14 protein-coding genes are annotated in these 13,673 nt (G+C 64.3%); 11 read left to right on the forward strand and 3 right to left on the reverse strand.

The annotated features are described in order from the left end of the window. Positions 1–139: 139 nt before the first annotated feature. From soxC to AAHE99_RS01440, 10 genes are read left to right on the forward strand one after another with little or no spacing between them, the layout of a single operon-like run. Entirely contained in the window at positions 140–1,474 is a 1,335-nt protein-coding gene (gene soxC, locus AAHE99_RS01395; RefSeq protein ID WP_342113635.1) for a sulfite dehydrogenase, read from the forward strand. Beyond that, positions 1,474–2,574 carry a c-type cytochrome gene (locus AAHE99_RS01400; protein WP_342113637.1) on the forward strand — a complete coding sequence of 367 codons (1,101 nt, stop codon included), beginning with the start codon at positions 1,474–1,476 and terminating at the stop codon, positions 2,572–2,574. The genes soxC and AAHE99_RS01400 overlap by 1 nt, the downstream gene beginning before the upstream one ends. Positions 2,575–2,608: 34 nt before the next feature. Beyond that, positions 2,609–3,067: a thiosulfate oxidation carrier protein SoxY gene (gene soxY / locus AAHE99_RS01405; protein WP_342113639.1), complete on the forward strand. Its 459-nt coding sequence runs from the start codon at positions 2,609–2,611 to the stop codon at positions 3,065–3,067. A gap of 36 nt (positions 3,068–3,103) precedes the next feature. Beyond that, positions 3,104–3,415 (forward strand): thiosulfate oxidation carrier complex protein SoxZ, encoded by a 312-nt coding sequence (gene soxZ / locus AAHE99_RS01410; protein WP_342113640.1) that lies wholly within the window; start codon positions 3,104–3,106, stop codon positions 3,413–3,415. A 12-nt stretch (positions 3,416–3,427) separates the two neighbouring features. Beyond that, positions 3,428–4,234, forward strand: a complete 807-nt coding sequence (gene soxA / locus AAHE99_RS01415) for a sulfur oxidation c-type cytochrome SoxA (RefSeq protein WP_342113641.1) — start codon at positions 3,428–3,430, stop codon at positions 4,232–4,234. A gap of 13 nt (positions 4,235–4,247) precedes the next feature. After that, positions 4,248–4,859: a sulfur oxidation c-type cytochrome SoxX gene (gene soxX, locus AAHE99_RS01420; protein WP_342113642.1), complete on the forward strand. Its 612-nt coding sequence runs from the start codon at positions 4,248–4,250 to the stop codon at positions 4,857–4,859. Between the two features lie 5 nt (positions 4,860–4,864). After that, positions 4,865–6,583: a thiosulfohydrolase SoxB gene (soxB, locus tag AAHE99_RS01425; RefSeq protein ID WP_342113643.1), complete on the forward strand. Its 1,719-nt coding sequence runs from the start codon at positions 4,865–4,867 to the stop codon at positions 6,581–6,583. Positions 6,584–6,595: 12 nt separating this feature from the next. Then, entirely contained in the window at positions 6,596–7,000 is a 405-nt protein-coding gene (locus tag AAHE99_RS01430) for a hypothetical protein (RefSeq protein ID WP_342113644.1), read from the forward strand. Continuing rightward, on the forward strand, positions 6,997–7,971 hold the full coding sequence (locus tag AAHE99_RS01435; protein ID WP_342113645.1) for an MBL fold metallo-hydrolase: 975 nt from the start codon (positions 6,997–6,999) through the stop codon (positions 7,969–7,971). Before AAHE99_RS01430 ends, AAHE99_RS01435 begins: the two co-directional genes overlap by 4 nt. Further along, a complete protein-coding gene (locus AAHE99_RS01440) occupies positions 7,968–8,396 on the forward strand; it encodes a DsrE family protein (RefSeq protein ID WP_342113646.1) in 429 nt (142 codons plus the stop codon). The genes AAHE99_RS01435 and AAHE99_RS01440 overlap by 4 nt, the downstream gene beginning before the upstream one ends. On the opposite strand, the gene AAHE99_RS01445 is transcribed toward AAHE99_RS01440, so the two are convergent. Beyond that, positions 8,386–9,612, reverse strand: coding sequence for an MFS transporter (locus tag AAHE99_RS01445; protein WP_342113647.1), 1,227 nt, complete (start codon positions 9,610–9,612; stop codon positions 8,386–8,388). The genes AAHE99_RS01440 and AAHE99_RS01445 overlap by 11 nt on opposite strands. Positions 9,613–9,687: 75 nt before the next feature. On the opposite strand from AAHE99_RS01445, the gene AAHE99_RS01450 reads away from it, so the two are divergent. Then, positions 9,688–10,476: an AraC family transcriptional regulator gene (locus tag AAHE99_RS01450; RefSeq protein WP_342113648.1), complete on the forward strand. Its 789-nt coding sequence runs from the start codon at positions 9,688–9,690 to the stop codon at positions 10,474–10,476. On the opposite strand, the gene AAHE99_RS01455 is transcribed toward AAHE99_RS01450, so the two are convergent. Together AAHE99_RS01455 and clpB are read right to left on the reverse strand one after the other, a co-directional pair. After that, positions 10,447–11,061, reverse strand: coding sequence for an HD domain-containing protein (locus tag AAHE99_RS01455; RefSeq protein WP_342113650.1), 615 nt, complete (start codon positions 11,059–11,061; stop codon positions 10,447–10,449). The genes AAHE99_RS01450 and AAHE99_RS01455 overlap by 30 nt on opposite strands. After that, the gene (clpB, locus tag AAHE99_RS01460) at positions 11,042–13,624 is read right to left on the reverse strand and encodes an ATP-dependent chaperone ClpB (RefSeq protein ID WP_342113653.1); all 2,583 of its coding nucleotides are present in this window, start codon (positions 13,622–13,624) and stop codon (positions 11,042–11,044) included. The genes AAHE99_RS01455 and clpB overlap by 20 nt, the downstream gene beginning before the upstream one ends. Positions 13,625–13,673 lie beyond the last annotated feature (49 nt).

Genomic DNA, 13,673 nt, shown 5'->3' on the forward strand with positions numbered 1-13,673 from the left:
AAACATAATAATCAATCCCGTGGGCATCGCAAATCAACTGGCGATACTTTGGTGGCAAGCGCAACAAGGTTGAAAAATTCTTGCATAGTGGAACGATTCCGGGCAAGCTTGCCTGCACAAAAAACACAGGAGACACGCCGTGACGGACCTGAGTCGGACCATCGGGAGGCTTTTACGCGCCCCTGAAAATTTCCTCGGCGACGAACAACTGGAAGTGGCGCGTAAGGCGCGCCGCAGTTTCATGGGCAAGGCGCTGGCGATGGGTGCCGGCGTTGCCGCCGGCGGTGCTGCAGCGGCCCAGTCGGCAACTGGCGACGACGCGATCCTGTCCCTCCCCGAACATAGCAAGACGCTTGGCCAGCCTGTTGGCGCCATGCCCTACGGCCTGCCCTCCAAATGGGAGGCCAACCTGCAGCGCCGCGAGAGTCCGGGCCTGACCCGCGTCCGGCAGGCGTCTGTCAGTTTTACGCCACTCCAGGGCCTGTTCGGGATCATCACTCCAAGCGGCTTGCACTTTGAACGCCACCATCAGGGCTGGCACGACGTCGACCCGAGCCAGCACCGCCTGATGGTCAATGGCCTGGTGCGCGAGGCGCGCGTGTTCACCATGGACGACCTGATGCGGCTGCCGTCCGTGTCGCGCATCCACTTCATCGAATGCGGCGCCAATACCGGCGCGGAATGGGCCAATGTGGCGCTGCCGACGGTGCAGTACACGCATGGCATGCTGGCCTGCTCCGAATACACCGGGGTGCTGCTTTCCACCCTGCTCGATATGTGCGGCATCGACCGCAAGCGGGCGCGCACTATCCTGGCGGAAGGCGCCGATGGTTCAAGCATGACGCGCACCATCGCGATCGACCGCGCACTGGACGACGTGATGGTGGCCTGGGGCCAGAACGGCGAGATGCTGCGGCCGGAGAATGGTTATCCGCTACGCCTGGTGGTACCGGGCGTGCAGGGCGTTAGCTGGGTCAAGTACCTGCGCCGCATTGAAGTGGGCGACCAGCCATACGACACCAAGGACGAGACCATCCATTACGTGGACTTGATGCCGGACGGTTTGCACCGTCAATACACCTCGGTCCAGGAGTGCAAGAGCGTGATCACTACGCCTTCCGGCGGGCAGACGCTGCTCGATCATGGTTACTACAACATCAGCGGGCTGGCGTGGTCAGGCCGCGGGCGCATCAAGCGTGTGGATGTGAGCACGGATGGTGGGCGCAACTGGCGCACGGCGCGGCTGGAAGGGCCGATCCAGAATAAGGCGCTGACGCGCTTCAATATTGACTGGGTGTGGGATGGTAATCCTGCGGTCCTGCAAAGCCGGGCGATCGACGAAACGGGCTATGTACAGCCGAAAATGAACCAGTTGCGGGCGGTGCGCGGCACGCGTTCGATCTATCACAACAACGCCATCCAGTCGTGGAAGGTGTCGCCGAATGGCGAAGTATCCAATGTACAGGTGAGCTGATGAAGAACTTGATCGCCGCTGCGCTGCTGGGTACCTGCGCCCTCGCCTCCGCCGCTCCCGGCGCGGCGCCCACTCCGCCCTGGCAGTCGATCGGCCGCCCCGCAACGCCGGCCGAGGTGAAAGCGTGGGATATCGATGTCCGCGCCGACTTCACCGGCCTGCCCAAGGGCCGCGGCTCGGTCGCTTTGGGCGAACAAGTCTGGGAAGCGCGCTGCGCCAGCTGCCATGGCAGCTTTGGCGAGTCGAATGAAGTGTTTACGCCGATTGTGGGCGGCACCACTGAGGCCGATATCAAGAGCGGCCGTGTTGCGGCGCTTTCCAACGGCAGCGTTCCGCAGCGTACGACGCTGATGAAAGCTGCGCACCTGTCGACCCTTTGGGACTATATCAACCGCGCCATGCCGTGGAATGCACCCAAGACGCTGACCGCCGACGAGGTCTATGCGGTGACTGCGCATATCCTCAACCTGGGCGGTGTGGTGCCTGCCGACTTTGTGCTGAGCGATGAAAATATCGCTTCAGTCCAGAAGCTGCTGCCGAACCGGAATGGGCTGGTGCGACAGCAGGGCATGTGGGAGACCAAAGGCAAGCCGGATGTCGCCAATACCGCTTGCATGAAGGATTGCCCGGTCGACGGCAAGGTGACTTCTTCGCTGCCCGACTTCGCGCGCAATGCGCACGGCAACCTGGCGGAGCAGAATCGGCCGCTCGGCGGCCTGCGCGGGGCCGATACGACGCGTCCCGCACCGGCGGCCCCGGTCGCGGCGGCGGGCAGCGCGCGCGCTCAAACGGGCGGCGCAGGCGCTGGCGCCGCGGCGGCGAAGGCCCCGATCCGCTCGGCGGGCTCTGACGCGCAGGCGCTGCTCAACAAAAACGGCTGTACCGGCTGCCACGCCATCAGCAACAAGATCCTCGGCCCCTCTTTCCGCGACATCGCCGCAAAGTACCGCGACCGCGCCGACAAGGAAGCCTATCTGGCCGCAAAGATCCGCAACGGCGGCTCGGGCGCCTGGGGCAGCGTGCCCATGCCCCCGCAAACCCAATTGAAGGAAGCCGATGCCAAAGCCATTTCCCAATGGCTGGCAGGCGGCGCGCAATAAACGGGGCGACCCGCGAATATAAACAGGAGACTGCATGAACCCAACTCGACGTTCCGTATTGAAGTCCACCTCGGCCCTCGGCCTGCTGGTGGCCTGCGGCGTGCTGACCACGCGGCAAGCGCTGGCGGCAGGCGGCCGCGAAGCCTTCAGCGCCAAGAGCCTGGCCGATGCCCTGGCCGCAGTAGGCGGCACTCCGGCCGACAGCAAGGAAATCACCATCATCTCGCCCGACATCGCCGAAAACGGCGCCGTGGTGCCGGTCGGCGTCAATTCCACCGTCCCAGGCACCAGCGAAATCTACATCCTGGTCGAAAAGAACCCCAACCCACTGGCTGCCATCTTCAAGATCCCCGAAGACACCCACGCCAACGTGCAAGGCCGCCTGAAACTGGGCCAAAGCACCAACATCGTGGCCGTGGTGAAAACCGCCGACGGCAAGCTGTACTCGGCCACCAAGGAAACCAAGGTGACGCTGGGCGGCTGCGGCGGCTAAGGCAAAGCACCAAACGACAAGGACACAGGAGCAGAGATGGCAGATCCAATGAAAATCCGCGCCAACACCGCCAACGGCGTGACGGAAGTTAAAGTACTGATGGCCCACCCGATGGAAACCGGCGTGCGCAAAGACGCATCCGGCAATGTGGTCCCGGCGCACTACATCACCGACGTCACCGTCAAGCACGGCGACCGCGTGGTCCTGCAATGCATGTGGGGCCAGTCGGTATCGCAAAACCCTTACCTCGCCTTCAAGTTCAAAGGCGGCGCCAAGGGCGAAAAAGTAAGCGTCAGCTGGCAAGACAACAAGGGCGATTCCCGAACCGACGAAGCCACCATTGCCTGAAAGGGCCACCACATGCATCCATCCCGTACCATCTGCGCCGGCCTGCTAGGGCTGGCCATTGCAGGCAGCGCTGGAGCGCAAAGCACTGCCGACGAAATCGCCAAATACCGCGCCATGCTGGCCGACGGCAATCCCGCCGAGCTGGTGGAAGCCCAGGGTGAAGCCTTGTGGGCCACCAAGCGCGGTCCCAAGCAAGCCAGCCTGGAAGCCTGCGACCTGGGCAAAGGCCCGGGCGTGGTGGCCGGCGCCTACGCCGAACTGCCGCGCTATTTCAAAGACACCGGCAAAGTGATGGATGCCGAAGCGCGCCTGGTGCACTGCATGGTGACCCTGCAAGGCCTGGAACGCGCCGATATCGTGAAGAAGCCCTTCTCCGAGCAGGGCGAACGCGCCACCGATATGGAAGCGCTGGCAGCCTATGTGTCGGCCGCCTCGCGCGGCATGAAGATCATGATCCCGCAAAAGCACGCGGAGGAAAAAGCCGCCTTCGAGCGCGGCAAGCAAGCCTTCTACTACCGCGCCGGCCCGTATGATTTCGCCTGCGCCTCCTGCCACAGCAAGGACAGCCAGCGCATCCGCCTGCAAGACCTGCCTAACCTGCAGCAGGCAGCGGCCGCGCAAGGCGCCTTCGCCAGCTGGCCGGCCTACCGCGTCAGCCAGGGCGCGCTGCGTACCATGCAATGGCGCATGGCCGACTGCTTCCGCCAGCAGCGCTTCCCGCAGCTCGACTACAACTCCCAGGCAGCCATCGACCTGATTACCTACCTTGGCGTCAAAGCCAGTGGTGGCACGATGGCGGCGCCCGGCCTGAAACGCTGATCCAGGAGAACCTATGCAAAGCAAGCTTGTCACCGCCGCCCTGCTGGGCGCACTGGCCGCCAGCCCGGCGCTGGCCGCACCGAAAGACGACGCCGCGCTGGCCGGTTTCAAGGGTTCGTTCCGCGACAAGAACGAAGCCACCGTGGAGCGCCTGGAGCAAAGCGAGGCACAGCGCCTGTGCACACAGGACGGCCAGAAACCGCTGAAGCCCGCGCAGCGCAAGAAGATCGAAGCGCAAGCCACCGCCGCCGTGGTCTACCCCGCCGATGGCAATTACCTGGGCGACTGGAAGGAAGGAGAAAAGATCGCGCAAAGTGGGCGCGGGATGCAGTCGTCCGACCCGAAAGGCACCGCAGCCGGCGGCAATTGCTACGCCTGCCACCAGTTGGACAAGAAGGAAATCGCCTTCGGCAATATCGGCCCGAGCCTGCACAACTACGGCAAGCTGCGCGGCGGCCCTACCCCGGAAATGCTGAAGTACACCTGGGCCAAGGTCTATAACTCGCACGCCTTCCAGGCCTGCTCGGTGATGCCGCGTTTCGGCGCCGCCGGCATCCTGACCGAAAAACAGCTCAAGGACGTGATGTCGCTGCTGCTGGCGCCTGAATCGCCCGTCAACCAGTAAAGCCTATGCAACGTCGCGATTTCCTGCAAATGCTGGCCATCGCCAGCGCCGGCGGCCTGGCGCTGGCCGGCAAGGAGGCCCTGGCCGCTGCGCCGGGCGCCTCTGAACAGCTGTACGCCGTGCCGAAGTTTGGCAATGTCAGCCTGCTGCACATTACCGACTGCCATGCCCAGCTGCAGCCGATCTTCTTCCGCGAACCGAGCGTCAACCTCGGCATCGGCACGGCCGCCGGCAAGGCGCCGCATCTGGTGGGCGATAAGCTGCTGAAGGAATTCAGGATCGTGCCGAAGACGGCGCGTGCGCATGCTTTCACCTACCTGGATTTCCAGGCGGCGGCCAGGACTTACGGCAAGGTCGGCGGCTTCGCCCACCTTGCCACGCTGGTCAAGCAGGTGCGCGCCAGCCGTCCGCATGCGGTGCTGTGCGATGGGGGCGATACCTGGCAGGGTTCCGCCACTTCGCTGTGGACCAACGGGCAGGACATGGTGGATGCCGCCAAGCTGCTGGGCGTCGAGATCATGGCGCCGCACTGGGAGTTCACACTTGGTGCGCAGCGCGTGCAGGAGATCGTCCAGAAAGACTTCAAGGGCAAGGTCGATTTCGTGGCGCAGAACGTGGTGACCAACGATTTCGGCGATCCGGTGTTTGCGCCCTACAGCTGGCGCGAGATGAACGGCGTGCCGGTGGCGGTGATCGGCCAGGCCTTCCCTTACACGCCGATCGCCAACCCGCGCCATATGGTGCCGGAATGGAGCTTCGGCATCCAGGAAGAGCGCTTGCAGGCGCTGGTGCAGGAAGTCCGCGCCAAGGGCGCCCGGGTGGTGGTCCTGCTGTCGCATAACGGCATGGATGTGGACCTGAAGCTGGCCAGCCGGGTGACCGGCATCGACGCCATCCTCGGCGGCCACACGCACGACGGCATGCCGGCGCCGGTGGTGGTCGCCAACAAAGGCGGCCAGACCCTGGTCACCAATGCGGGTTCCAACGGCAAATTCCTCGGCGTGCTGGACTTCGATGTGCGCGAAGGCCGCATCCAGGGCTACCAGTACCGCCTGTTGCCGGTATTCTCCAACCTGCTGCCAGCCGACCGCGCGATGCAGGCGCATATCGATGCCGTGCGTGCGCCTTACCGCGCCAAGCTCGACGAAAAACTGGCCGTCACCGAAGGCCTGCTGTACCGGCGCGGCAATTTCAACGGCAGCTGGGACCAGTTGATCGTTGATGCGCTGATGGAGGTGAAAGGCGCCGACCTCGCCTTCTCTCCGGGCTTCCGCTGGGGCACCTCGCTGCTGCCGGGCGACACCATCACGCGCGGCCACCTGATGGACCAGCTGGCGATCACCTACCCGGCCACCACGCTGACCGAGATGACCGGCGCCACCATCAAGACCATCATGGAAGACGTGTGCGACAACTTGTTCCACCCGGACCCGTACTACCAGCAAGGCGGCGACATGGTGCGCGTGGGCGGCATGAGCTATTCCTGCACGCCTGGCGCGGCCAGCGGGCAGCGTATCGGCGATATGCGGCTTAACGGCAAGCTGCTGGAGGCCGACAAGACATACAAGGTCGCCAGCTGGGCGCCCGTGGCCGAAGGCGCGGCCGGCGCGCCGATCTGGGACGTCATGGAAACCTACCTCCGCGCCCATCCCGTCGTCAGCGCCCGCCAGCCCAACCAGCCCACGCTGGTCGGCACCGCCGGCAACCCCGGCATCGCCGCCTGAGGCCACGCAGCCATGCCAGGCCACGCGCTTTTGCCGCCGCTGCGCAACCTGCACGCCGAACTGGCGCCGTTGGCAGCGCAGCGTGCGGTATTGGTGTTGCTGGTGTCGCGCCAGGACTGCCCCTATTGCCTGGAAGTGCGCCGCAACTACCTGGCCCCGCTGCACCGCGCCGGCACACCGCGCCTGGCATTCCGCGAGCTGGAAAGCGACACCGTCGCCGACCTGCCCGACGCCAGCGGCCAGCGCCAGCCCATCGCCGCCATTCTGCGCCAGCTAGGCGTCCGCTTCTTCCCCACCGTGCTATTCCTCGGCCCAGATGGACGCACGCTGGCCGAACCATTGCTCGGCGCCGACCACTCCGGCTTCTACGGCGCCTACCTGGACGCCCGCCTGCAGCAAGCCAAGGACAAACTATGAACCTCTCGCGCCGCCTACTGCTGCTGGCCGCCCTCCTGCCCGCGCTGACAACAGCGGCAGCCGCACCCGGCATCGAACTCAAACCGGTCAAAGTCAGCCCCCACACCTACTACTTCCAGGGCCAGGCCGGCATCGCCAGCAAAGCCAACAAAGGCTTCATGTCCAACGCCGGCTTCGTGGTCACACGCGAAGGCGTCGTCGTGTACGACGCCCTCGCCACCCCAGCGCTCGGCCAGGCAATGGTGCGCGCCATCCGCAAAATCACGCCCGCGCCGATCAAGATCGTGGTCGTCGGCCACTACCACGCCGACCATATCTACGGCCTGCAAGCCTTGCGCCAGCCTGGCGTCACCATTGCCGCCCACCGCAACGGCCGCGATTACCTGACATCCGACGCCGCCCGCGAACGCCTGGCGCAGCGCCGCGCCGACATGTCCCCATGGATCGACGCCCGCACCGAATTGGTCGGCGCAACACAATGGCTGGATTTCGCCGACGGCCAACCCTGGCGATTCCAGCTTGGCGGCCTGCATTTCCGTGTCATCGACAGCAGCGGCGCCCACTCGCCCGAAGACCTGCTGCTCTACGTCGAAGAAGATAAAGCTCTCTTTGCCGGCGACCTGTTTTTCAGCGGCCGCCTCCCCTACGTCGGCAACGCCAACAGCAAACGCTGGCTGCAAGCCCTCGACCGCATGCTGGATGCGCAGCCCACGGTGGTCATTCCCGGCCACGGCGCAGCCTCCCGCGCACCGCGTGAAGACATGCTGCTCACGCAACGCTACCTGCGCCACCTGCGTGAGCAAATGGGTAACGCCGTGCAGGAGCTGCTACCATTTGAAGAAGCGTATGCCCGCACCGACTGGTCCGCGTTCAAGGACTATCCAGCCTTCAGCCAGGCCAACCGGCTTAACGCCTACGGTACCTACCTGCTGATGGAGCAAGAATCATTACAAGCCGAGGCCAAACCATGAAACTGATCCGTATCCTGCTGCTGCCACTGCTCCTGCTGTTGGGCGCCAGCGCCGCCCAAGCCGAAGCACCGCGCGTGGAAAAAGTGGTCTACCACTTCAGCGACAACAACAACCCAATGCAAGGTTTGCGCAATATCCGCAACCACCTGAACGCCAGCCCGAAAGCGCAGATCGTGGTGGTGGCGCTAAGCTCGGGCATCGATTTCCTGCTGGACGGCGCGAAGGACAAGAACGGCAACCCTTACGACATCGTGGTGCAGGAGCTGGCTGCCCGCAATGTGCAATTCCGCGTCTGTAACAACACCCTGACCGGGCTTGGCATCGGCAAGGACAAGGTGCTGCCCGAAGCCACCATCGTCCCCTCCGGCGTCGCCGAAATCAGCCGCCTGCAATCGATGGAAGGCTACGCCTACATCAAGCCGTAAGGCCTTTGGCGGCGCTGGCGCGGGTGCGGCTTCCGACACCCGTCGCCGTGGCGATGGCAAGCAGCAGGAAGAAGGCGATGGTGGCGAACACCATCGACGGCTTGCCCGCATCCATCATCAGCCCGAACATCGGAGGTCCGACTGCCAGGCCGCTATCCAGGCCCGAATACACCACGCCATACACACGCCCCGTTGCATTCTTGGGCGCTGCGGCGCGGATCATCAAATCGCGCGACGGCCCCGCGATGCCGGAAAAGAAACCCACCAGCGCCATCAGCACTACCGCGCCCCAAGCCGGAACCAGCGCCAGCCCAAGCATCAGCGCCAGCACGGCGGCAATTGCAAAGGCCGCGCCAATCGTGCGGTCGTGGTTCTGGCGCCCCGCGCCGAGGAAGCCGCCCAGCAGCATGCCCGCAGCCGACGCCAGCATGTAGGCGGTGTACGCACTGGTCGCCATCGCCAGCGACATCCCATATAACTTGAGCAATCCCACCGAAGCGAAGCTCTGGATGCCGCCGAGCGCCAGCGCGGTCAGGAAGAAGAAGGCAAAGCACATCCACACGGAAGGCAGGCGCAGGAAGCCGAGCGTCCCGCCGGCCGCACCCGCGCCGGCAGCTGCAGCGTGCGGCATGATCGGGTCTGGGCGCAGCGACTCACGGTTCAGCCACAGCACCACCAATACAGCTGCCGGCAGTACTGCGGCACACAGCAAGGCCGTACGCCAATCTGTCGCCGCAGCCATGCCGGTCAGGAACAGCGGCGCCGCCGCCCACCCCAGATTGCCGCTGATGCCATGCACCGAAAACCCATGCGCCAGCCGCTCGCGCGAAACGCGTTGATTCAAAATCGTGTAATCCGCCGGGTGGAAAATGCTGTTGCCCATGCCGGCCAACAGCGCGCCGGTGAGCAGTCCTGTATAGCTCTGGGCGTTCGACAGTACCAGAGCCGAAACTCCCAGCATCGCCATCCCCGAGAACAGCACGCGCCGCGCGCCGACCCGGTCGACCACGAAGCCGGCCAGCGCCTGGCCGATGCCGGAAACGACAAAGAACACGGTCATCAGCAGCGCCAGCTCCGCATACGACAGGTTGAAAGCAGGCTTCAACCATGGGAACAGGGCTGCCAGGATCAGGTGGTAGAAGTGGGATACGCCATGCGCCAGGCCAATCAGGCCGATCACGCGGGCGTCTTGTTTGAGCAGAGTATTAGTATCCATAACAGGAAGTGTACGCAAGCGCGAACCGACTGTTTTCCGCTAATATGACATCATTTATCGCAAAACCGCCAAGACATGCCTGTCACCGTCGTCACGCATACCGAGCCCTTTGCGGGCCACCGTTCGCCTAACAGCGAGCAGCCGGTCACCATGATTGCCCGCGACCTGAGTGCCGCCCGCAGCCTGCGGCCGCACCGGCATGCCTACGCTCAGCTGACGCTCGCCTTGGAAGGTGTGCTCCAAGTGACGGCGGAGGACAGCAGCTGGATCGTGCCCCCACAGCGCGCCATCTGGGTGGCCGCCAACGTTGAGCATGCGGTAACGGTGGTGGAAGCGGCACGCCTGCGCCCTGTCTACATCTCCGCCTCGCACGATCCCTTCCCTGGCGAGCCATGCAAGGTGCTGGAAGTGTCGCCGCTGTTGCGCGAACTGGTGATGGCGCTCGAACAACTCGACCCGGCGGCGCCCAGCGCCCGCTCACGCATGATCAGCGACCTGATGCTGGACGAACTGCCACGCCTGGCCACCCGCCCGATCCGCGTGCCGATGCCGCGCGACAAACGCCTGAAATCCCTATGCGATGCCCTTCTGGCCAACCCCGGTGCCCAGCAGACGCTGGAACACTGGGCGCAGCAGGTCGGCGCGTCGGAACGCACGCTGGCTCGCCTGTTCGAGAAAGAGCTGGGAATGAGTTTCGGCCAATGGCGTCAGCAAGCCCGCCTGGCCCACGCCGCCCCGATGATCGCGCGCGGCATGCCGCTTTCGCAGGTAGCCGAGCAACTTGGCTACACCAGCCAATCCGCCTTCACCGCCATGTTCCGCAAGACCTTCGGCTCACCGCCCAGTGTCTTCTTCGCGCGCTAGCTGCGCAATGGCCGCTCGCCGGGCGGTGTCGCGGTCCAGCATTTCACGTAGTTCCGCAAACAATGGCGCGGTGGCGGTGTGCTGGCGGCCGTAGCCGAGGTTGAAGGCGTAGTCGAAGTCGGGCGGGTTGTCGCCCTGGTTGTGCTGGAGGATGGTTTCCAGCTTGTCGAAGGCCTTTACTGCTTTCGCTTCCGGCGTGGCGGCGGCTTCGTATTCGTCCCACAAGGCGATGATCTCGGCGCGCAACGGTTCGTCAAGTTCGCGCGTGAGGGTGAGCAGGTCGGCGCGCTCCTGGGCGGACTTGTCGGGATGGGAGTGCTGGTGGATGGCGGGGATGTCGCCGTGGATGGCCTCCCCCAGGTCGTGCACCACGCACAGTTTCAGCACACGCGCCAGGTCGAGGCCGGGCAGCTCGTCGGCGAAGACGAGCGCCATCAGCGTCAGACGCCAGCTATGTTCGGCGGTGCTTTCGGGACGGCCGGTGGAGGTGAAGCCGCTGCGCAGCACGCTCTTGAGCCGCTCCGCCTCGCGCAGGAAGGCGAGGCGGCCGGCCAGGCGTGCGGGGTCAGGCCTTGTGGAAGGCAAGCTCGCTGCCCTCGGCATCGATGCGGATCGTGTCTTTCGGGCCGAAACGGCCTTCCAGGATCAGCTTCGACAGCGGGTTCTCGATCTGCTGCTGCACCGCGCGCTTGAGCGGACGGGCGCCGTAGACCGGGTCGTAGCCCGCTTCTGCGATCTTCTGCAGGGCGGCATCGGTGACCAGCATGCCCATATCCATGCGCTTCAGGCGCTGCTCCAGGATCTGCAGCTGGATGCGGGCGATCGAACCGATATGCTTGTCGTCCAGGCCGTGGAACACCACGATCTCGTCGATACGGTTGATGAACTCCGGACGGAAGTGGCCACGCACCTCGGCCATCACCGCCAGCTTCACCACCGCCGGATCGGATTCGTCCAGCGACTGGATCTTCTGCGAACCCAGGTTGGAGGTCATGATCACCACCGTGTTCTTGAAGTCCACGGTGCGGCCCTGCCCGTCCGTCATGCGGCCATCGTCCAGCACTTGCAGCAGCACGTTGAACACGTCCGGGTGCGCCTTCTCGATCTCGTCCAGCAGGATCACGCTGTACGGCTTGCGGCGCACGGCCTCGGTCAGGTAGCCGCCTTCGTCGTAGCCCACATAGCCCGGCGGCGCGCCGATCAGGCGGGCCACCGAATGCTTCTCCATGAATTCGCTCATGTCGATGCGGATCAGCGATTCCTCGCTGTCGAACAGGAAGTTCGCCAACGCCTTGGTCAGCTCGGTCTTGCCGACACCGGTCGGACCCAGGAACATGAAGGAGCCATACGGACGGTTCGGGTCCGACAGGCCGGCGCGCGAGCGGCGGATGGCGTCGGCCACGGCGTTGATCGCTTCGTCCTGTCCCACCACGCGTTCGTGCAGCTTTTCCTCGATGTGCAGCAGCTTGTCGCGTTCACCCTGCATCATGCGCGAGACCGGGATGCCGGTCGCGCGTGACACCACTTCGGCGATTTCTTCCGCGCCGACCTGGGTGCGCAGCAGCTTGGGCTTGTCGCCGTCCTGCTCGCCCGCCCCGGCGGACTCCGCGTGCTTCAGCTGGGCTTCCAGCTCCGGCAGCTTGCCGTACTGGAGCTCGGACACACGCTGCCAGTTGGACGCACGCGTGGCCTCTTCCATCTGCTGCTTGATGCGCTCGATTTCTTCCTTGATGTGCGTGGTGCCCTGAACATTGGCCTTCTCGGCCTTCAGCACTTCCTCATAATCGTTGTACTCGCGCTGCAGCTTGGCGATTTCGTCGTCCAGCAGTTGCAAGCGGGCGCGCGAGGCTTCGTCCTTCTCGCGCTTGACCGCTTCCTTCTCGATCTTCAGCTGGATCAGGCGGCGCTCGAGCTTGTCCATCACCTCCGGCTTGGAATCGATCTCGATCTTGATCTTGGAAGCTGCTTCGTCGATCAGGTCGATCGCCTTGTCGGGCAGGAAGCGGTCGGTGATGTAGCGGTGCGACAACTCCGCCGCCGCGATGATCGCCGGGTCGGTAATCTCGACCTTGTGGTGCAACTCATACTTGTCCTGCAGTCCGCGCAGGATGGCGATGGTCGCTTCCACACTTGGCTCGTCGACCAGGATCTTCTGGAAGCGGCGCTCCAGCGCGGCATCCTTCTCGATGTATTTGCGGTACTCGTCCAGCGTGGTCGCACCCAGGCAATGCAGCTCGCCGCGCGCCAGCGCTGGCTTCAGCATATTGCCGGCGTCCATCGCGCCTTCCGCCTTGCCGGCGCCCACCATGGTGTGCAGCTCGTCGATGAAGACGATGGTCTGGCCTTCGTCCTGCGCCAGCTCTTTCAGCACGGATTTCAGGCGCTCCTCGAACTCGCCGCGATACTTGGCGCCCGCCAGCAGCGCCGCCATGTCGAGCGACAGCACGCGCTTGCCGCGCAAGGAATCCGGCACTTCGTTATTGACGATACGCTGCGCCAGGCCTTCCACGATAGCCGTCTTGCCGACACCGGGTTCGCCGATCAGCACAGGGTTGTTCTTGGTACGGCGCTGCAGCACCTGGATAGCGCGCCGGATCTCGTCATCGCGGCCGATCACCGGATCCAGCTTGCCCATGCGGGCACGCTCGGTCAGGTCCAGCGTGTATTTTTTCAAGGCCTCGCGCTGGCCTTCCGCTTCCTGCGAGTCAACCTTGGAGCCGCCGCGCACGGCGTCGATGGCGGTTTCCAGCGCCTTGCGCTGCAAGCCATTCTCGCGCGCCAGCTTGCCGGCGTCGGACTTATCTTCGGAAATCGCCAGCAGCACCATTTCACTGGATACGAACTGGTCGCCGCGCTTCTGCGTCTCACGGTCGGCCTGGTTCAGCATGTTGACGAATTCACGGCTGACAGTGACGTCGCCGCCGGACACCTTCGGCATGCGTTCCAGCGCATGCTTGATCGCCTGCGCCAGCCCGCCGACATTGACGCCGGCGCGCTGCAGCAGCGAACGCGCACCGCCATCCTCCTGGTTCAATAGAGCCAGCAGCAGGTGGGCGGGTTCGATGTATTGGTTATCGTTGCCGACGGCCAGGCTCTGGGCATCGGCGAGGGCTTCTTGCAGTTTGGTTGTAAGTTTGTCTTGGCGCATGTCTAACGCTCCTGAATCATTGTCAACAACAATCTAAGGATGCGTTGAC

Source organism: Pseudoduganella sp. OTU4001 (assembly GCF_038440195.1).
Lineage (GTDB): Bacteria > Pseudomonadota > Gammaproteobacteria > Burkholderiales > Burkholderiaceae_D > Rugamonas.

Bases quoted from the DNA above. Each gene is read 5' to 3' on its own strand.
- AAHE99_RS01400 (WP_342113637.1), top strand. From the start codon at position 1,474: ATGAAGAACTTGATCGCCGCTGCGCTGCTGGGTACCTGCGCCCTCGCC.
- soxY (WP_342113639.1), top strand. From the start codon at position 2,609: ATGAACCCAACTCGACGTTCCGTATTGAAGTCCACCTCGGCCCTCGGC.
- soxZ (WP_342113640.1), top strand. From the start codon at position 3,104: ATGGCAGATCCAATGAAAATCCGCGCCAACACCGCCAACGGCGTGACG.
- soxA (WP_342113641.1), top strand. From the start codon at position 3,428: ATGCATCCATCCCGTACCATCTGCGCCGGCCTGCTAGGGCTGGCCATT.
- soxX (WP_342113642.1), top strand. From the start codon at position 4,248: ATGCAAAGCAAGCTTGTCACCGCCGCCCTGCTGGGCGCACTGGCCGCC.
- soxB (WP_342113643.1), top strand. From the start codon at position 4,865: ATGCAACGTCGCGATTTCCTGCAAATGCTGGCCATCGCCAGCGCCGGC.
- AAHE99_RS01430 (WP_342113644.1), top strand. From the start codon at position 6,596: ATGCCAGGCCACGCGCTTTTGCCGCCGCTGCGCAACCTGCACGCCGAA.
- AAHE99_RS01435 (WP_342113645.1), top strand. From the start codon at position 6,997: ATGAACCTCTCGCGCCGCCTACTGCTGCTGGCCGCCCTCCTGCCCGCG.
- AAHE99_RS01440 (WP_342113646.1), top strand. From the start codon at position 7,968: ATGAAACTGATCCGTATCCTGCTGCTGCCACTGCTCCTGCTGTTGGGC.
- AAHE99_RS01445 (WP_342113647.1), bottom strand. From the start codon at position 9,612: ATGGATACTAATACTCTGCTCAAACAAGACGCCCGCGTGATCGGCCTG.
- AAHE99_RS01450 (WP_342113648.1), top strand. From the start codon at position 9,688: ATGCCTGTCACCGTCGTCACGCATACCGAGCCCTTTGCGGGCCACCGT.
- clpB (WP_342113653.1), bottom strand. From the start codon at position 13,624: ATGCGCCAAGACAAACTTACAACCAAACTGCAAGAAGCCCTCGCCGAT.